Genomic DNA, 18908 nt, shown 5'->3' on the forward strand with positions numbered 1-18908 from the left:
AGCCAATGAGGAAAACCTTCCTCCGCTGCGCAAGCGCGCACGGTGGGCGCAAAATCCGGCGCAGGTTGCCTAATTGAATTCGTTGGGTGTGCGGTTTTCTTGACTATTCCACTTGTCTTTATCCTGGGCCACAGCCTTTTCCGGGGGCCTGCCCTTCGTCGCCCCATCCCGGGCAGCGGTAAAATCCACCACTTTTCCAGCGGGGACAGGATCTCCCATGCCGGGGATCGTGGCCTGCTTTTCGCCCTTGCCCGGCGGCGAACCCTCCTTAGACGGAGCAGGAGCGTCCTTATCTTTGGGAGCCTCCTTACCTGCCGGAGCCGGCTGCTCCGCCGTAGGGGGCTTTACCACCTTGGACGCATCTTCTATCACGGGGGCCTCCGCCTTGGCCGGGGCGGGCTGATCCTGCGCCGGGGGAGCAGCTTTAGCAGGCTCTATCTTTCCCTGCTTGGGGGAATCGTCTACCTTCCCAGCGTCGGGAATATTCTTTTTATCGTCAGCCACCTAAGAACCTCCTTCGTTGTGAAATAGAAAAAGCCAGCCCGATGGCTGGCCTGTGTGGGTGCCCCCTCCTTTCTTATTGAGATATATGAAAACGCCGCCCGTAGTCCTGTTTGGGTAGCAGAATCTTGAAAAATATGATATAGTATTGTCATTCTAAATGATGGTGGATTGGGAAATCATGTACGATTTAACAGCAGTTTTAACGACAATAGCAGCGTGTTCTGCGTCTATTGTAGCAATTTTAGGTGGTTTTATTGCAAGTAAACTAATTGCACTAAATGCAGAACGAGATGAAGTAAGTACCCGAATTTCCGAAATCGATGAGGAGATAGATTTTTTCACAATAGAGCGTGATATGCTTCAAGCACAACTTGATGAGGATGATGCTCTGGATTTTGTAGGTGAAAATATTTCCAACTTGATATGTCACTCTGCACTTGATGATATATACAAGGAGGAAAATCGCCCACGATTATCAAAAGATATTCTGCTACCATATTGGAATAGAGCCGAACAAGTACTTGAAATTTTATCTGACTTCTTACATAGTCCAGAAGGTAGTGATTATGAACAGAACGAAGATGGTATCCCGATAAAAGTGGCAAGGAGCCTTACACAAGATTTTGAGTATAAGGTCTGTGAGAAAATTTGCAACTACTTTGAGGAACAACAATCACCCCTATCTGCTTTGAGCCGTAGTGTAGGTGTAAATATTTCGTCTGCAAGATGGTATGATGATACGGAAGAAAGGGTGATGTCTGCCGATAATAAAATCACCTATCTTATGTTACAGAAAAAACAGCAGACCACTCGTTGTAAAGCACTTGAAAAACCAAAAGGAATGAAAGTCGGCTTGGTATTGTTTGCTTTATTTTCTGCTATAAACATTGTTTGTCCACTATGTCTATCGCCATTCCAAACAGATAATTACCAGCTCTATCTTGTTGCGAAAAGATTTGCCATTCTTACTTTTTCCCTTGGATTGACATTGATTATGTGCTACTTGGTATATCTCCTCCATTGGGGCAAACAATCGAATAAACATGAAAAAAGCTAACATAACCAACGAGATAAAAGTATATATGTGCTTGGGATAATTACTTGTTTGCATATTGGAGAGCATCTCAAAGGCCCAGTAACGGGGGTATGCAACCGAGGGACTTAGGAGCCCAACCCATGGGCCAGTTCCTTTCATGTTTATATATGAAAACGCCGCCCGTAGTCCCGTTGGGCGGCGTAATTCTCAAAGAATAATTTTTTTAGATAAAAACCTCTTGCTTACTGCTTGCAAACCATTGATATGACTGGATTTTTCCAAGTCCTATAATTACACTCCGACCAAAATTCCGTGAAATTGTTTTCACGGAATTTTTTATTTTCAACCGGTCGTATACATTTCGATAAGACCGTTCACAACGGAAATTACACCGCTGATTTATATAGATATTTTATTTCCTATAATTTCTAAACACACATTTTATTCTTGTTACGAAAGGAAAATGTTTTCTTTCAAAAATAAACATGACAGTCCGCTGTCGTGTTCCTGTGGTATAATACAGTTAAATACAGCAAAGGCGGTGCATCCCATGAAGATGGAGCGGCTCATCGGTATCCTGTCCATCTTACTCCAGCGGGAGAAGGTCACCGCCCCGGAACTGGCAGAACAGTTCGAGGTGTCTCGCCGGACCATCCAGCGGGACATCGAATCCCTGTGTCAGGCGGGTATCCCCATCTCCACCACCCAGGGTGCGGGCGGTGGCATATCCATTATGGATGGATATCGGGTAGACCGCACGGTGCTCACCGCTCCAGAGATGCAGGCCATTCTGGCGGGACTTCAGAGTCTGGACAGCGTCAGCGGCACCCGCCGCTACGCTCAACTGATGGAAAAGCTGTCTGCCGGAACGGGTGGGCTGGTACCTAGTGGCGTCCACATGCTCATCGACCTGTCCTCTTGGTACAAGACCAGTCTGCCGCCTAAAATTGAGCTGATTCGGAGTGCTATTGAGCAGCACCATGTCATTCGCTTTACCTATTTCTCGCCTAAAGAGGAATCGGTTCGAATCGTCGAGCCCTACTATCTTGTTTTTCACTGGTCCACTTGGTATGTGTGGGGCTGGTGCCAAACCCGAGAGGATTTCCGTCTCTTTAAGCTGAACCGCATAACGGAACTCACCTCCCAAGGGTCCTTTGAACCGCGACCTGCTCCTCTGCCCGATCTGGAGCCGGAGCGAGTCTTTCCCACCAAGTATCAGGTCACAGTTCTCTTTAATCCCACCTGCCGCTGGCGGCTGGTGGAGGAGTACGGCGCGGACAGATTCACCATAGATCCGGACGGCCGGCTGCGCTTCACAGGTGGCTTTCCCGACGCAGACAGCGTGATCAGCTGGATTCTGACCTTCAGGGATAAGGCGGAGCTGCTGGAACCGGAAGAATTGCGAAAGCGGATCGGTGTTTTGAGTCAAACATTGGCCGACCGTTACAGGAGGAATTGACATGGCATCTCATCCTGATTTTGTGCAATATGTGGCCGAACAACTGCAGGACGCCGGTACCATCCGCAGCCGGAAGATGTTCGGCGAATACGGACTCTACTGCGACAATGTGTTCTTCGCCGTCATCTGTGACGACCAGTTTTTTGTGAAAATCACTCCGCAGGGTGAAGCGACATTCCCGAACCTGCCCAAGGCTCCACCATACGAGGGAGCCAATAATTATATCTGGGTAGAAGATGTGGAGGACCGGGATACCATGACTGCTCTCACCCGCCTCACATGTCTAGCACTTCAAGATCCGTCATCGAAAAATCGGAGGAAATGACTATGGCCTTTGACTATAAAAAAGAATACAAGGAATTCTATCTGCCGTCCAAAACGCCGGGCATCGTCACGGTGCCCCCCATGAACTTCCTGGCAGTGCGGGGCCATGGCGATCCCAACGAGGACGGCGGTGCCTACAAGCAAGCCCTAGGGATGCTCTATGCCGTGGCTTTCACCATCAAAATGAGCAAACTCGGCAAACACAAGCTGGAGGGGTATTTTGACTATGTGGTACCACCTTTGGAGGGACTGTGGTGGCAGGAGGGCGTCCAAGGGGTGGACTATACCCACAAGAAGGATTTCCAGTGGATCTCCATCATCCGCCTGCCGGAGTTTGTGACGAAAGAGGTCTTTGACTGGGCCATCCGGGAGGCCATGGAAAAGAAACGGCAGGATTTTTCTCCGGTGGAGTTCTTCCCCTGGAAGGAGGGGCTATGCGTCCAGTGCATGCACATCGGCCCCTATGACGATGAGCCTGCCACCGTGGCCACCATGGAGGAATACGCCAAGGCCCAAGGCTATGAGAAAGACTTTGGAGAAGGCCGGTTCCACCACGAGATCTATCTCAGCGATGTTCGCCGGTGCAAGCCGGAGCGGCTGAAAACCGTCATCCGGCACCCGGTAAGGAGAGTACTATGAAAGGCTTTACCCGTACCGAAACACGCTTCTCCTTGTGCGGGCTCAACTGCACCCTGTGCTCCATGCACCTGGGCGGCTACTGTCCCGGCTGCGGCGGCGGAGCAGGCAATCGAAGCTAGCAATGCAGACAGTCAAAGAGCGGGCCCTTGCCGCTGTGGAACTGCTTCAAGATATGGCAGAACGCCGTAGCATCAGCCTAAAGCTAAACAAGAAACCGAAGCAAGGATGATCGCATGACGGTTTCCAAGGAAACAGCTCATCAAGTATCCGGATTACAGGTCTTTCTTAACGACACAGTTCTTGAAATCGGCATAAATTCCAAGTTATGTCGTTCTCTTTTGCTCCAAAATCCTTTATGATTACATCAGCAGCTGCAGAGAATTGAGCATTAAGAGGAGACCACCATGATGAACACAGATAAAATTTTTGCGGAAGCCATTGCCAGCGAATACGCCCCCAAAGACACCTCCAAAGTTGTTGCCCTAAAAAAACTGGATTGGAAAGCAAAACGCACGGCGATCATCTTCGCCTATAGCTTCGGCATCGGGATGACCCTAGTCCTCGGCGTAGGGATGTGCCTTTCCATGCAGGTGATCGGGGGCGACTACATTTTGATGACAGGTGCCGGAATCCTCCTGGGCATTCTGGGCATCGTCGGGGTGGGTCTGAACTACCCCATCTACAAAAAGCTCCTGCGCTCCGGCAAAGAAAAGTATGCCTTTGAGATTATGCAGTTAGCCCGGGAAATCAGCGAATCAGCAGAGTAAATTGAGAGGAGGGCGGCAGATGAACAAGTCCGAAAGCAAATATTTCAATACCGCCCTACGGATGGACGAGGCGCTTATCGCACTGCTGGAGGAAAAGGACTTGGAATATATCACGGTCAAGGAGATCTGTCATCAGGCTGGCGTGAACCGCTCTACCTTCTACCTGCACTATGAGACCATCGCCGACCTGGTAAACGAAACATTGGAAATGATTCAACGTCGATTTCTCTCCTATTTTCCCCAGCAGGAAGAAAATGTTCTGGGCAACATAAGCAGCCGCGAGCGGGAAGAACTGGTTTTAGTCACCCGGGAATATCTTCTCCCCTACCTTCGTTTCATCAGAGATAACAAAAAGATCTACCGAGCAGCAGTCCGGAACCCAGGCAGTATGCAGGCCTATACCCGGTACGTGGAACTGAAGCAGCGCATCCTCAGTCCCATTCTGGAGCGGTTTGAAATTCCAGCCAACCACTGTCCCTATTATATTGCCTACTATGTAGAAGGCATCGCTGCTATCATCAAGGAGTGGCTACAGCAAGACTGTGCAGATAAGGTAGAGATGATTGACGACATCATTGAATCCTGTGTACGACCGAAGAACGGCAGCCACGAGCAATAAAGTATAAAAGCGCATCCGGCAGATGGCATTCGTCATTCTGCCGATGTGCTTTTTCGTGTTCCTCAATTGGGGCTATCCCTTTTATCCGCTGTCCCAACTCATATCAACTGGGAGATCCACTGTGAAATTTTGCTTTGTCGCCATTATTCGATGACAAGTACTATCAGCTCCCGCACTAGCAGGCCTTTCCGGACATATTACTCAAGAGTACACTTGATGCATCATTTGGCATCCATAGCAGCGGTTGCTACCTTCCGCCCGTCATTCTCAATCGGAAATTGACCAATTCTTCCAAAGATTACTCTGCAACCTTCTCGCTCATTTTAGTGCAGAAAATATATCCTCAGAAAGATTTGTACGGACATGGGTTTTGCCATCGGCTTCGAAGAGCTCCAGAATGCGGTCATATCCCAGTTTGTGAAAAAATTAGTAGGTATCTTTTAGTCTCCTCAATATCTCATCATCCGCCGGACAAAACTCATATTGAGAAATCTCATCCACACGAATCCATCGAATATCATTGTGCTCCAATTTCTGCGGGATCCCCTCTCGGATGGATGCATGGAACAGTGTAAGATGAACAGTTAAATCCGGGTATTCATGTACCACATCCATAAATACTTCTCCCACATCCAGAGTAATGGCTAGTTCTTCCTGACATTCCCGGATGAGTGCCTGCTTCTTAGTTTCTCCTGACTCTACTTTTCCGCCCACAAACTCCCAAAGCAACCCTCTGGCCTTGTGGGCCGGGCGCTGACAGATCATGAACCGGTCCTGATTCCAAATCAGAGCTGCAACTACTTCAGTCATTTATCCCACCACCAATTTATTCGTTATCTTTAAGAACTTCGTCAGAATAGTCCGGATCAACTTTCAGGTAATATTCATGTGTTTGCTCCCATTATATTTCACATAATTTTCCATTCCCGGAAAGGTATAGGCCGCTGCGCCTCTTGTGATCCGGTCCGTTTTGAACTGACAGGCAAACAGCAGTACCTTTCCTCCGCACTCCCGATGGTAGATATACCTCTGAACGGTAAGTGAATCCGCTATAATTCTTACAAACATATATTTAATATAACTGGAATTCCAAAATTCTACAACAATTTCGTAGGACTTAGCACGAGTAATATCTTGAGAACTTTACTCCGGTGCAGTACAATGAGCATTATAGCAACACCACAACCACCAAAATAGAAACCTGGTGACCCAAACATGCATATTTTCAAAAAAGGCAGTAAAACTGTATCCGTCTTTCCAGCTACCACTCCCAACACCCCGGCAATCTATCTTCACACCTTCTCCGGCGAGGGACGGAAGGTATTCGAAGCTACACAGATTTCCGGCTGTCCGCCGTTCACATTGGTGTCTATCAGCGATTTGGACTGGAACCACGATATGGTGCCCTGGGATAGTCCACCTGTTTTCAAGAACTCCAAGCCCTGTATCGGGGGCGCGGATGACTATATTCGCCTCCTGACCCAGGAAATCATTCCAACAGCAGAGAAAGAAATTATCGGAGACTCTCGTTGGCGTGGAATTGCAGGGTACTCCCTGGCTGGGCTGTTTGCGCTCTACGCCATCTATCAGACGGACCTGTTTTCTCGAGTGGGCAGCATGTCCGGCTCTCTCTGGTTTCCCGGCATGAAGGAGTATATCTTCTCCCACGAGCCGAAGTGTCGGCCGGACTGTATGTACTTTTCTCTAGGAGATAAGGAGAGCAAAACCAGAAACCGGATTTTAAAAAGCGTCCGACAGAACACAGAAGAGATTCATACATTTTATCAAGATAAGGGCATTGACACAGTGTTCCAGCTAAATTCAGGCAATCACTATGACCATACAGTGGAGCGAATTGTTGCGGGCATTTGTTGGCTCCTGAGCAGGTAAGACAAGTTCTCCTCTCGCTGGACCGTATTCTTCGTATATAGAGTATATAAAGTGCCGAAACTGATTTTCCGGAAGCGAAAAAGCACTTTTTCTGCCCCCTACAGGGACAACCCCCCAAATCCGAACACGAAAAAGAACCCTTTTGAACAGGAGGCGGCAACTGGTGTCGCACCTGTTCAAGAAGGGTTCTTTGACTGTATGTTTGACCACAGACAGCACCAGAGCACACAGAAACGCCCTATCAGCAAGCAGAGTAAAATGGTTGAAATTAACTACCCCCAAAAATGGTTCCAACCATTTGGGAGCAAGATTCCGTCGCGCAAACCCCACCGCTCGGTTTAAAAAGGAGAGTCTTGAGGGAATATCTTTTTTCTTTTTGTCTACTTTTTGACGTTCATACTCTAAAACAAAATACACAACCCGACTTTGCATATTAAATTAGTTTTTTATGTTTCTATCTCATAAGGCCAAGAATTGATTCCGCCGAATTCGTAAACATTGGTATAGCCCAGATCCGCCAGAGTTGAAGAAGCCGTCTTACTGCGATTTCCGCTGCGGCAATATATCAAGACTGAAGTGTCTTTCTCAGGAATAACAGCGGCAGCAGTGTCCTCATCAATGGTTCCAACCGGTAACAGAACGGCACCTGGAATGTGGCCGCTGTCGTATTCATCCTGCTCCCGCACATCTAAGATGATGACCTCTTGAGTGTCTATCATCTCCTTGGCTTCCTCCTGCGTGATCTGCTGATACGAGCTGTCCGATTCTTTTCCGCCACAGCCAGTGAGCAGGAGCAAAAGGGCGGTTAGTACGAGAAAAAGTCGTTTCATTTCAGTACCTCCAAAAGTCCGGTAGCAAAGGCTCTATGCCCCTGCTCCGTGAAATGTACACCGTCATAGGCCATGGAGATGCCCCATTTTCCGGCATCAGCAAAACGGACACCCAACTGTACCGCAACTGACCGGCAGCATTGCGCAAACAAGCGAGAAGCGTCAATACATTGCTGACTGGGTACCCATTCCCCCATAGATACCGGCGGCGGCGCAATCAACAAGATCTTACTTCGCTCCAGAAATATGCCAGAGAGAAAGCGCTCCAGTTTTTCTGCTGCCTCCTCCGGTCGATGCCCCTCGAGCAGATCATTAGTTCCCAACATAACAATCAGCAAATCAGTGTCGGCCGGAAATTCGGGAGCAGTAGATGGTATCTCCCGACCATTCTGCCCCATGTTGAAAACCATCCAACCTGTTTTGGCTGCAAGAAGATCCACCCAGCGGCTGGTTTCGGCATAGCGACTGCCACACCAAGAGCGGGGATCGAAGCCGTAGGTGTTAGAATCTCCAAAGCAAATGATTTTCATTTTACACGCTCTCCCTCTCCCTCGATTTTGACGCAGTCTGATACTTTCTTCTTCCGTAATGATACTTGATTTCTTTCCGCTATTCTGAGCATTTCATCACACATATTTCGGCTCCATGCATGAAACCCTCTCGCTTTTCACCTCGCCAATGAGCCTTCGGGTAGACAATTCAATATACTCCTGTACATTGTCTATCCCAATGTATCTTCGTCCAAGTCTCTTCGCAGCTACTCCTGTTGTGGAACTACCACAGAATGGATCTAAAACTACTGCTCCCTCATTTGTGGACGCCAAAATTATTCTTTCAAGAAGATATAGTGGTTTTTGTGTTGGATGCTTACCGTAAGTTTTTTCTTTTTGAGGTGTCAACGGACCACTCCATACATCCTTCATCTGCTTGCCGCCATTTAACTCCTTCATGAGTGCATAGTCGAAATAGTGTTTTGCTTTTTTTTCATCTTTTTGCGCCCATATAATTGTTTCTGTACTGTGCGTAAAACATTTACATGCCAAATTAGGGGGAGGATTTGTTTTTTGCCATGTTATGTTGTTGATAATCTTAAACCCTTCTTGTTCAAGAGCCATACCAACGCTGTAAATGTTATGCAGCGTCCCGCTAACCCAAATTGTTCCATTTGTTGACAGAGCGCTTTTGCAGAGCCTTATCCATCTTCGGTTGAACTCATGTTTTTCTTCAAACGATGATGTTTTATCCCATTCACCTTTATTGACCGAAACCATCTGTCCTGCTTGGCAGGTTATGCCATTATTGCTCAAAAAATATGGAGGATCGGCAAATATCATATCGATAGAACCCGGTTTTATTTGTTCAAGGACGGAAAATGTATCTCCGAGCACCAGCATCTCAGCTTCTGTTTCATAATAAGGCTTGATGCTTCCAAAGAAAAAATTTTTCATTCACCTTCACCATAGTAATTGTGTCAATACCTTTGTTTTTCAATTTACTTTTACATATACTTCCCATTAGCCGTATGGATAAATCCATCCATGCTGATCTTCAAATCGTTCTGAGAAAAAATCATCGAATCGAATGCCCGCAAGAGCGTTAAACCGACTCAATGAATAACCATTTGGTGGTTTTAAGAATGTGGTCCATGGGCAAGTCCACCTCAAAATGAACTCCATCTATTTCTTGCTCCATGGCATCTTGGCACGCATATACATTTTAAATGACTAAACGTACTTGGATACGTCATTTTCTTTCCTTCTTTCCTGGAATTTTATTTGTCAGAAAAATAACAACTCACATTCTTGCATCATTACAGGCACCCTCATCTGAGAGAAAATTGCCATTTTGTGTTTTGGAATATTTGGGCTTCAGAACCCCCTCGCTCTGCACAATGCATCTATATCACGCCACCCCATACCACGCATAAAGTTTGCCGAGTCCTGCACTGACCGCTTTTCAATAAGTAATGCATGTATCCCAAGTCGTTTTATTCTTTTTCCGAGCCGTGTATATTGTTTCTGCTCTTCTGCAATCATTGCCAGATATAAAACAGAAAATATTATATCCACTTCCAAGGCATCGATGCCATATCTTTCAGCAAGTTGGGAAATGAATTTAAGAACCTGCTCACTCACCTGCTTGTTTGTCATTTCATAGACCCGAACATAGTCTTGGTATACTCGATTTGTACCGTACTTTTCCGAGAGTGCTTTTAAATCAGCAAAATAATCCACATCTCTTGGAGGGCGACGACTTCCATCAGGGTGCGTCAGATATACACACCACTCATCAAATTTTCCTCTGTCATATTCCAAATATGAACGATCTTGAAACCGTTTAATTTCCTGACCCAATTACAAAACCTCCCTGCATCAGAATGAACCTACACAAATCGGACATACCGGAAACGTAATCTATATGTTTGTACCACATATTAATCAGCCAGACAACGAAGAACTCGAAAATGGATAAGGACTCCCGGGCCGCAACTCCCAGCAGCTATTCTGCCGTCATTTCCTGCACCCCGTACAAAGCTGCCTCTAGGGTAAGATTTCTTCGGCAGCATAAATGCTTCAGCGCTGCCCTTGCCGATTTTAGCGCGGCGGTATACTTTCTGCCTCATCCGATCCAGCCCCCCGCTGATGTTATGTTTCGAACATGACCATTCTGGTTTCTCTTGAAACTCTTCAGCTCACCCAGCCGTATGATCTTGGTGGACAGCAGCAAATCAAAGGGGACTCTGACATAAGTCATCGTCTCGCAGGCCCTCCGCCATCCAGCGAAAATCGCCTTTGTTGGATGTCAGCAGTTCTCCCCGCTACTGTGTGCATCCACTGCAAAGTCGACGACAAGGAGTTAACTGTATCCATGTTTGTCTCCCGGAGCTTATTCTATCCTGTTTAAAACCTCACTTCAAAGTTCTTTTTCTTTTCTTCCACGGTGTAGAACCGGGCTTCCTTCATCCTGTGGAGCTTGGCCACAATCAGATAAGGGAATGCGTCGACCCACTGGTTATACAAAGACACATTGGAATTGTAAAGCCGCCGCGCCGCTTGCAGATGCTCCTCCACATCGAAGATATCCCGCTGGAAATGGGCCATCGACCCAGAGGAGTGTAGAAAAGGATACTGCTCGACTAGGGCGTTGATGGCGGATGTCACCCCCGTCAGTCCCTGCTGCACCGAAGCCAGCAATCCCAGCTTCCGATCCAGACTCACCTGGTGACCCACAAGGCCACCATCTCCCAACGGAAGGTTTCCCTCCCCAGTCACGTCCGTCTGCTTCAGCTGACTCTTGAGCTCAAGCATCGTCTTTTGTTGCTCATCAATGGTTTTTCGAATGGTTTCGACGGCTTCCTCCGACAGTGCCTTCTTCTCTTGGAAGGCCGCTTCGTTCAGCTCTTTGCCCGCTCGGAGCGTTGTCACTCCAAGGTATACCTCTTGCTCGTGCTGCAGATACTTTTTGACCGCTTCCAGTTCTTCCGAAAGCAGGTCGTACCGTTTTTCCAGTGCCACGTCGATACCAGCACTGCCTTCCTCCACTTTTATCGAAAGCCGCCGCAACCGGTTAAACATCCTGATGTAGCAGACAATCACCACAGCCACCACTGCTGCCAACAACCATAGAAGTTTCATCTTGATTCCCCTTTTCTGTAGTGTACATGAGTTTTTGCATAACCCATTTATTATATAGTTTCACAGTCAATACCCATTGGCTGAACCATATGTCCAAAAGTGGAGCAGGATGTTTGCTCTATTTCTTTTTTTGGTATTCCGGCAGAATGCCGTATTGATCGGTGATGATTTTCTTGGACAACGGCAGGTCAAACGGAATCGACAGATACGGTGACTCCCGAAAGAAGGTATCTCCACACCACAGTTTTTGATATATTTTCCAGCGTTTGGCTGTCATCGACTTGGGGTCTCCCTTGTCATCGTGCTGCCAGTACTGGCCGCCCAGCAGATAGCTCTCCATCATCTCTTCCCAGTTGTGGAATACTGCCTGGGCTTTTTTCCCCGCTTCCACTCCAATTTCCAGCACCTCTTCCATGGTGACATACCCCGCAAAATAACAACTTTGGATCACAAAGGCCGCCCGACCCATGTCCCAGCCCAGTAGGGCGTTTTCACCGTGTCGCCGGTAGGCCATCAGCATTTTGGGAAGATAGCTATCTTCATCGGCTTTAGGGTTTTGCTTTCTAGCTTCGTGAATCAACGCTTCCTCAGAATAGCCAGCATACCGAGTTTCCAGCATGCTCATATCTCTTCCATACTGGGCGCGCATCCCGGTATCCAACAAGGACTGCATCTCCTCCATAGCTTTATCGTGTGTTTCAATTCCCCAATACTCCCGCAGCATCCGCTGAACCTTCTGCACCCAATCTGGTTGTTTCTCATAACCGGGATAGAATATCCCTGCCATATTGCGGAAATTACCATGATTGGCAACCACAAGGATCGAGGCCGCCGTATTCATCCACCGCAACGTGGGCGACAATGGATTGTTGGTTTCAATCCTCTTTTCCCGCGGCTTCCAGATATGATAGGCAATTCCCGCCAAGATCAGCCCCACCACGACGGTCACAAGGCATGCAAGCAATCCTTCCATTTCAATCGCTTCCCTCCTCTTTCTCTTTGCTGACTTGCACCAGAATTTCCCGTGCACTGCACAAGATCTCGATGTCCTTCTCGATCTGCCGGCGCTGTTCCTCCACAGGGATGTCAATGTAAGCGTCAAAGGGGTTACGGAACTGGCTGCAGGTCACATACAGGGCAGACTGGTAAAAAGCAAGATAGACCAGTCCTTCCATGGCCTCCTGAAAAGCGACGATTTTTTCCAGCACTGGAGGGGTCAGCATATAAAATGCGTTTTGCTCATTTTCCGCAAATACCACAAAATTCTCATTAAACAGGCTGTTTTCGGTGTGGATCTTCAGTGGAGCCGTCGTGTGCTTGACCTGAGAGAGTGCCTTTTTCGAGAATACCTGAACAAAACCTTTGCTAAGCTTGCGCTCATCAAAGGTGGAAAAGGCGATAATCTGCCCCTCAAACAGAATGTCCGGCAGCGATCGGCGGCCTCTGGCCTTTCTCCCAGTCTTGACATTGCTGCTGCGGAACCGCACCCCGTCCAACAGACCGGTCAACTCGTCGGTGGACTGATAAAACACCTGGACCCCCTTGGGAATCAGATTCATCCGATCCATCTCATCATAGGAAAAACCGCCCCCAGCATGATAATGCAGTTCGGAAAAACCTGGCAGCTGCGTCAAAGTTTCGAGCACATACTTATTCTTAAAGCTAAAATTAAAACGGTCATAGGCTCTCTGCCATACAAGTATCTTATAAAACACAAAAACCACACACGCCAGAATAACAGCCAGCATCAAGTTGGCGAGCAACCCATAAAACGCCCCTTGAACAGCTGGACCGCTCCAGCCATATTCGCCCAGCCTGAGAAATATGTACCACTTTCCTGCCAAAGCAAGCCCCACAAACAGAACCAGGCATACAGGCAAAATCCACCGCATGATTTTCGTCTTTTTTACAGCATCCTGCCGCAGCTTTTCCAGCTTGACACCGCTGATATTCTGCTCTGCAAATTCCATGTTCACTCTCCTTCATTTGTTTGTCCTTTGTCCCGTCCCCTATCATTACATCTTCAAATCCTGTTTTCCCCTCCACTACATAAAATCTTTTCTCTTTCATACTGTAAATCTTGGCGATTAGCACATGGGGCTGTTCCAAAAAAACCAGCTGTAATGCACTAACATCAATTTCAACCGTATGGAACTGAATCCCCCATATTGGCTCTGCCTTCAGCGTTGCCGTATCTTCGTGCAAGCCGTTTTCAGTACCAAATGTGATATCTAGGCAAAGCATATCCGGGTCATCCTCTGCTCCATCGCCATCTATGATATGCCATGTTGCTGTCTTTACCGGAGCCTGCTCTACACCACATAAGCGATTCAGATATAAAACATTTTTATCTAATATGAGATTTTCTTCTAACTTTTCATAAACAAACCCTTTGTCTCTCTTTTTGCCTTTTTGCTTATCAAAAAACCATATAACCCCCTGTTTTTCCCTTTACTGCCCGCTGGCTGAACAATATGTCTAGAGGTTGGGGGCAGGTCTATGCAATCTACTCTATGTCCCAGCGGAGCGGCTGGTGCGCAGTTGTCTGATTCGGATCAGCCTGGCCCGATGGTGGGCAAATAGAGGTTACACTAAAGTCATCAAAAACTAACCATGGCTTTCTTAAAACCTTCAAATAGTGTGAAAATTGATTCAAGCATTTTATCTAACTCTTCCTAGTTTCAGTTGCAAAATCTTCATCCAGATCCAAAACTATCACATCTGAAATATCACAATTTAGAGCCTTACAGATCCGCAGCAGCGTTTCCATGCTGATATGTTTCCCTCGCCCATGTTGGCGATCATATTAGTGGTAAGACCGGCGGCCAGCCGCAAGTCCTCTTTCCTCATGCCGCACTCCTTTAAGGTAGTTTATAGCGCCTGATAGCTGATGTACCTAGGTATCCCGCTATTCTTTCCATCGTCAAATGCTCTGCCACTATTATAGTAAAAATCTTGTGTTTCCACAATATTTCTCGACCGCACCGCCGGTTCCGTCTGCACTGCGTTTCCATCAGTTCCGATCTAGTGAAGATTTACACCCCCGCAAACGTATGGGCATCCGTCCGGTGCAGCGTGTCTAAAGATTCTTGGTGGAAGTTCTCAAATGTTCCGGGTCATGATGATGACATTGTGACTAGATAGAAACTGGCAGCTAATTTTGACTGCTCCACAAATATCAAAAAATGGAAAGCCACGCCCTATTGGCGCGGCTTTCCATTTCCTCTCTTTTCTCTCCCATATTGGACAATTATTTCTTCAGACGGTTGACATACTCCAAAATAATATCCGTCGAATACTCTACGCCCAAACGACCCGCATTGACACACAGGTCATAGTGATCACACTTGCCCCACACCTTTCCGGTGTAGTAATTATAATAAGTAGAACGCTGTTTATCCATCTTCTCAAGCGCAGCTTCCGGGGTCTTTCCTTCAATCTCATAGTCCCCACAAGTCTGGATTCGTTTTACGCGATCCTCAATAGAGCCATGGATAAAGAAATCAAATTTATTGGGGAAATCACGCAGCACATGATCTGCACACCGACCGACTATGACACACGGCGAATCCTCCGCCATCTCACGAATGATATTGGACTGTGCCAAATATAGCTGATCGGTCAGGCTCATTCCATTAAGACCAACCGAACCAAACATCGTCAGAGAATACAAAAAGCTGTTGGTTGCACGCTTATCGAGTTGCTCAAACAGTTTTTCATCAAAACCAGTCTTTTTCGCCGCACGGGTGATTAATTCCCGGTCATAAAACGGAATGCCAAGGCGGAGCGCGAGTTTCTGGCCGATCTCCCTGCCTCCGGTACCATATTCACGGCCAATAGTGATGATCAGATTGTTATTCATAACGCACCCTCCTTACTGACTCTTATTATACAAATTGCATAATACTTTGTGTTATCAGTATGCACCATTTTATAATTTTTGTCAAGATCATTTGAGAATTTTTTGCAAACGGTATTTTTGCACATGCATATAAAAAGCGTTGCGAAATTCACTTCGCAGCGCTTTTTTTGCACTTATTTGATGAGCATCGGCCCCACCGCATTGATATTTCCTGCGCCCATAGTCAGCACAAGGTCGTTCGGCCCAGCTTCCCGACGCAGATAATCCGCAATCTCCTCGAAGCTGTCCAGCGCAATTGCACCGGGCACTTCCTTTGCCAAATCGGAAGAATATATTCCAATCGTATTCTGTTCACGCGCCGCATAAATGGGTGCCAGAATCGCCTGATCACACATACGGAGCGCTTCGACAAATTCGGAGAAAAGCGCTTTGGTGCGCGTATAGGTGTGTGGCTGGAAAGCACACAAGATGCGATCGAAATGCATTTCCTTGGCCGTAGATAAGGTTGCCTTCATCTCACTCGGATGATGCGCATAGTCATCTACCACGGTTGCGCCGTTCGGCATTTTGCCAACCAGCTGGAACCGGCGCGAAGAACCGGTAAAACGATTTAATCCACGCTCCGCTGCATCACCAGGCACACCAAGGAATTCAGCCGCAGCACAGCACGCTAATGCATTAAGCATATTATGCCGTCCAGGAACGGAAAGTTCTACTTTAGCATAGGGTGCGCCATCCACCAGCACAGTAAAACGATAATAGCCGTTAACGTCGCTGATATCCACTGCGCGCACATTTGCACCGTCATTCAGGCCAAACGTACGGATATGGCGATCCAGCCCATCCACACAGCGCATGGCATTCGGGTCATCTCCGTTGACAACCACAAGTCCGTTCATCGGCGTCAGCTCAACAAACGCACGGAACGAATGAATAATATCATTGATATCCTTGAAAAAGTCCAGATGATCTTCTTCCACATTGAGTACAACGGCGACCGTCGGCGCAAAAGACAGGAAGGAATTGCAGTATTCGCAGCTTTCCGCCACAAAGCAGCCCTTGCCACCAATACGCAACGTACCACCAATCGCAGGAAGATTGCTGCCGACCATGACGGTCGGATCCATCTGCGCTTCCATCGTCATCAGAGTCATCATGGAAGTGGACGTGGTCTTGCCATGTGTACCCGCCAGACAGACCACATTTTCATAGTCGCGCATCAGATGTCCCCACGCCTCCGCACGCTCCATCACCGGAATACCGAGTTCATGCGCGCGGGCAATTTCCGGATTATCGTCATGCACAGCAGCCGTGCGCACAATGAGTGATACGCCTTCCACGTTCTCCGCCTTGTGCTCATAAACGATTTTTGCGCCCAGAGCCTCCAACCGAGCCGTCACATCGGTTTTCAACCGATCGGAACCGCTCACCGGCACTCCCCAACTCAGCAGCAGCTCTGCTAGCGAACTCATCGATACGCCGCCGATGCCAATCAGGTGTATTTTTTCCTTATTCTCAATATAGGGCTTGATAGACAGGGCCATTTCCCCAAAGCCTCCCGTTTTGTACTTTTTGCCAGGGAACGAAGATATCCGCTCGCTCCGCAGCTTTGTATTTATTCTTACCAGACAAGGTATATTATAGTATAGTTTTGTTAAAATGAAAAGAGTCAAACAAACCAAAATCCCTGTTCGGACTCAAAAAGGAGTATCCCATGGAAATCACCGACATTAAATTCCGCCACATTGAACCGTCCGGTAAGCTCAAAGCCTTGGTTTCCGTCACCTTTGATGGTGTGCTGGCGGTGCATGACATCAAAATTATTGCTGGGCATGACCGGCTGTTCCTCGCCATGCCATCCCGCCGCATGCCGGATGGACGTTTCCGTGATATTGCGCATCCGGTCGGCGGCGCGCTGCGCAAAGCGCTGGAGCAGCAGGTACTCGACGCCTATCTTACCCTCTCCCACGAACAATCCGCCTCTTGTTGACGGTTTGGTTTGCATTTTTCGCGCCGATGCGGTAAAATAACTCTTGAACAAGGAGAGACACCGGTTATGAGAGTTTTGATTTTATCCGTCACCGCAGGTTATGGCCACCATGCCACGGCCAAAGCCATCGGCGATATGCTGACCAGTAAAGGCGCGGAAGTGCATACGCTGGACGTTTATGCCTATATCAGTAATCTGATTAAGAATACCATTGATAAAGGCTATCTTTTTTCGTCCAAACACATGCAGACATTGTATCGTCTGGTATATCAGCTTGCCGAAAATAACGGAGCAAGCTATTTCTCTAGCGCCCCAAGCATCATCAATATCATCAATGCGCTGGGGGCTTCCAAATTTGCCAAGGTACTCGCAGGCTATGCTCCCGACACCATCATCTGCACGCATATTTTTGCGGCGCAAATGGTTGATGAGCTGAAAAAACGCAAAAAGCTTGATGATATCACGACCATCGGCATTGTGACCGACTATACCCTGCACCCCTATTGGGAAGATGTACCGCGCGTACAGTATATTGTCACAGCAAGCGAACTACTCACCTTCCGCTGCGTCAAACGTGGCATTCCAGAGCGGCGCATTCTGCCCCTTGGTATTCCCGTGCATCCCAAATTTAACCAAACCTTATCACGAGCGGATGCCGCAGCACAGCTTGACATTAACCCGAACATGCGCACGCTGCTCCTCATGGGCGGCAGCATGGGTTATGCCGACCATGTCAAAATTCTGGAAAAGCTGACCTCCATCGGTATTCCGCTCCAACTGCTTGTAGTCTGCGGTAACAACAAGAAAATGCAGCTGCGCGTCGAACAATTCGCCTCCCGTTACGAGGGCGATTGCGTGGTAAAACCATATGGCTTTGTGCATAATGTCGAGGTGATGATGAGCGCATCCGACTGCATCGTCTCCAAGCCGGGTGGATTGACCGTTTCCGAGGCGCTCGCCAAAAACCTGCCCATGCTGTTGGTCGACCCCATTCCTGGACACGAGGAACGCAACGTAGAGTTCCTAGTAAACAATGGCATGGCTGCTCTGATCACCAAGCACTTCCCGATCGACGAAGCAGTATACGAGCTGTTTCGCAATCCGGTTCGTCTGCAAACCGTGCGTCAGACCATGCAGGCTATTGCACACCCGGATGCAACCGAGCGACTGGCAGAGTTCGTTCTGCACAACAAATAAATCTTTCTAGCCAAAACGGCGAAGGACAAAAAATGTCCTTCGCCGCAGTCTGTCGAGAAACCCGGCCTATGCGTCAGGCATAAGCCGGGTTTCTGGCGTATAAAGGCCAAAAAAGTACAAACATGAATGGAGAAGACTTCTCCTTCCACAACCAAC

The 18908-nt window shown here is 47.8% G+C and carries 20 protein-coding genes and 3 pseudogenes; 10 read left to right on the forward strand and 13 right to left on the reverse strand.

The window, feature by feature from the left end; all coding sequences use genetic code 11:
• Window positions 1-69: 69 nt before the first annotated feature.
• Window positions 70-504: a hypothetical protein gene (locus tag ACTQ34_RS14850; RefSeq protein ID WP_441364487.1), complete on the reverse strand. Its 435-nt coding sequence runs from the start codon at window positions 502-504 to the stop codon at window positions 70-72.
• A gap of 178 nt (window positions 505-682) precedes the next feature.
• Here ACTQ34_RS14850 and ACTQ34_RS14855 point away from each other — a divergent pair, with 178 nt between their 5' ends.
• The 7 genes and pseudogenes from ACTQ34_RS14855 (at window position 683) to ACTQ34_RS14885 (ending at window position 5348) form a co-directional block, all read left to right on the forward strand.
• Window positions 683-1561 carry a hypothetical protein gene (locus ACTQ34_RS14855; RefSeq protein ID WP_441364488.1) on the forward strand — a complete coding sequence of 293 codons (879 nt, stop codon included), beginning with the start codon at window positions 683-685 and terminating at the stop codon, window positions 1559-1561.
• A gap of 529 nt (window positions 1562-2090) precedes the next feature.
• Window positions 2091-2999 carry a helix-turn-helix transcriptional regulator gene (locus ACTQ34_RS14860; RefSeq protein WP_441364489.1) on the forward strand — a complete coding sequence of 303 codons (909 nt, stop codon included), beginning with the start codon at window positions 2091-2093 and terminating at the stop codon, window positions 2997-2999.
• 1 nt (window position 3000) lies between these two features.
• Window positions 3001-3324 (forward strand): TfoX/Sxy family protein, encoded by a 324-nt coding sequence (locus tag ACTQ34_RS14865; RefSeq protein WP_441364490.1) that lies wholly within the window; start codon window positions 3001-3003, stop codon window positions 3322-3324.
• 2 nt (window positions 3325-3326) lie between these two features.
• Window positions 3327-3962: a GyrI-like domain-containing protein gene (locus ACTQ34_RS14870; protein ID WP_441364491.1), complete on the forward strand. Its 636-nt coding sequence runs from the start codon at window positions 3327-3329 to the stop codon at window positions 3960-3962.
• A pseudogene (locus ACTQ34_RS14875) lies at window positions 3959-4078 on the forward strand (DUF3795 domain-containing protein); the annotation flags it as partial. The gene ACTQ34_RS14870 and the pseudogene ACTQ34_RS14875, both read left to right, overlap by 4 nt.
• A 288-nt stretch (window positions 4079-4366) precedes the next feature.
• Window positions 4367-4729, forward strand: a complete 363-nt coding sequence (locus ACTQ34_RS14880) for a dihydropteridine reductase (protein ID WP_441364492.1) — start codon at window positions 4367-4369, stop codon at window positions 4727-4729.
• A gap of 19 nt (window positions 4730-4748) precedes the next feature.
• Window positions 4749-5348 (forward strand): TetR/AcrR family transcriptional regulator, encoded by a 600-nt coding sequence (locus ACTQ34_RS14885; RefSeq protein WP_441364493.1) that lies wholly within the window; start codon window positions 4749-4751, stop codon window positions 5346-5348.
• A 426-nt stretch (window positions 5349-5774) separates the two neighbouring features.
• On the opposite strand, the gene ACTQ34_RS14890 is transcribed toward ACTQ34_RS14885, so the two are convergent.
• The gene (locus tag ACTQ34_RS14890) at window positions 5775-6158 is read right to left on the reverse strand and encodes a (deoxy)nucleoside triphosphate pyrophosphohydrolase (protein ID WP_441364494.1); all 384 of its coding nucleotides are present in this window, start codon (window positions 6156-6158) and stop codon (window positions 5775-5777) included.
• Window positions 6159-6395 (reverse strand): annotated as a pseudogene (locus tag ACTQ34_RS14895) (hypothetical protein); the annotation flags it as partial.
• 168 nt (window positions 6396-6563) lie between these two features.
• On the opposite strand from ACTQ34_RS14895, the gene ACTQ34_RS14900 reads away from it, so the two are divergent.
• Window positions 6564-7238 (forward strand): alpha/beta hydrolase, encoded by a 675-nt coding sequence (locus ACTQ34_RS14900; protein WP_441364495.1) that lies wholly within the window; start codon window positions 6564-6566, stop codon window positions 7236-7238.
• A gap of 446 nt (window positions 7239-7684) precedes the next feature.
• Here ACTQ34_RS14900 and ACTQ34_RS14905 read toward each other — a convergent pair whose 3' ends face one another.
• From ACTQ34_RS14905 to murC, 10 genes and pseudogenes are all read right to left on the reverse strand, one after another.
• Window positions 7685-8068: a rhodanese-like domain-containing protein gene (locus ACTQ34_RS14905; RefSeq protein ID WP_441364496.1), complete on the reverse strand. Its 384-nt coding sequence runs from the start codon at window positions 8066-8068 to the stop codon at window positions 7685-7687.
• Window positions 8065-8598 (reverse strand): GDSL-type esterase/lipase family protein, encoded by a 534-nt coding sequence (locus ACTQ34_RS14910; RefSeq protein WP_441364497.1) that lies wholly within the window; start codon window positions 8596-8598, stop codon window positions 8065-8067. The genes ACTQ34_RS14905 and ACTQ34_RS14910 overlap by 4 nt, the downstream gene beginning before the upstream one ends.
• 96 nt (window positions 8599-8694) lie before the next feature.
• Complete coding sequence (locus ACTQ34_RS14915; protein ID WP_441364498.1) at window positions 8695-9516, reverse strand: DNA-methyltransferase; 822 nt, start codon at window positions 9514-9516, stop codon at window positions 8695-8697.
• Between the two features lie 420 nt (window positions 9517-9936).
• The gene (locus tag ACTQ34_RS14920; protein WP_441364499.1) at window positions 9937-10422 is read right to left on the reverse strand and encodes a DUF7004 family protein; all 486 of its coding nucleotides are present in this window, start codon (window positions 10420-10422) and stop codon (window positions 9937-9939) included.
• A gap of 546 nt (window positions 10423-10968) precedes the next feature.
• A complete protein-coding gene (locus tag ACTQ34_RS14925; protein WP_441364500.1) occupies window positions 10969-11703 on the reverse strand; it encodes a LemA family protein in 735 nt (244 codons plus the stop codon).
• Between the two features lie 118 nt (window positions 11704-11821).
• Entirely contained in the window at window positions 11822-12676 is an 855-nt protein-coding gene (locus ACTQ34_RS14930) for a DUF1266 domain-containing protein (RefSeq protein ID WP_441364501.1), read from the reverse strand.
• A gap of 1 nt (window position 12677) precedes the next feature.
• The gene (locus ACTQ34_RS14935) at window positions 12678-13673 is read right to left on the reverse strand and encodes a DUF3137 domain-containing protein (RefSeq protein ID WP_441364502.1); all 996 of its coding nucleotides are present in this window, start codon (window positions 13671-13673) and stop codon (window positions 12678-12680) included.
• A 695-nt stretch (window positions 13674-14368) separates the two neighbouring features.
• Window positions 14369-14553, reverse strand: a pseudogene (locus ACTQ34_RS14940) (helix-turn-helix domain-containing protein).
• A gap of 400 nt (window positions 14554-14953) precedes the next feature.
• The gene (locus ACTQ34_RS14945; protein WP_441364503.1) at window positions 14954-15565 is read right to left on the reverse strand and encodes an AAA family ATPase; all 612 of its coding nucleotides are present in this window, start codon (window positions 15563-15565) and stop codon (window positions 14954-14956) included.
• 173 nt (window positions 15566-15738) lie between these two features.
• Complete coding sequence (murC, locus tag ACTQ34_RS14950) at window positions 15739-17109, reverse strand: UDP-N-acetylmuramate--L-alanine ligase (RefSeq protein ID WP_441364504.1); 1371 nt, start codon at window positions 17107-17109, stop codon at window positions 15739-15741.
• Between the two features lie 170 nt (window positions 17110-17279).
• Between murC and ACTQ34_RS14955 the strand changes: the two genes are divergently transcribed.
• Complete coding sequence (locus ACTQ34_RS14955) at window positions 17280-17555, forward strand: SpoVG family protein (protein ID WP_441364505.1); 276 nt, start codon at window positions 17280-17282, stop codon at window positions 17553-17555.
• Window positions 17556-17621: 66 nt separating this feature from the next.
• Window positions 17622-18752: an MGDG synthase family glycosyltransferase gene (locus ACTQ34_RS14960; RefSeq protein ID WP_441364506.1), complete on the forward strand. Its 1131-nt coding sequence runs from the start codon at window positions 17622-17624 to the stop codon at window positions 18750-18752.
• The last annotated feature ends 156 nt before the right edge of the window (window positions 18753-18908 follow it).

This window comes from Agathobaculum sp. LCP25S3_E8 (assembly GCF_052117165.1).
In the GTDB taxonomy this organism is placed as follows: domain Bacteria; phylum Bacillota; class Clostridia; order Oscillospirales; family Butyricicoccaceae; genus Agathobaculum.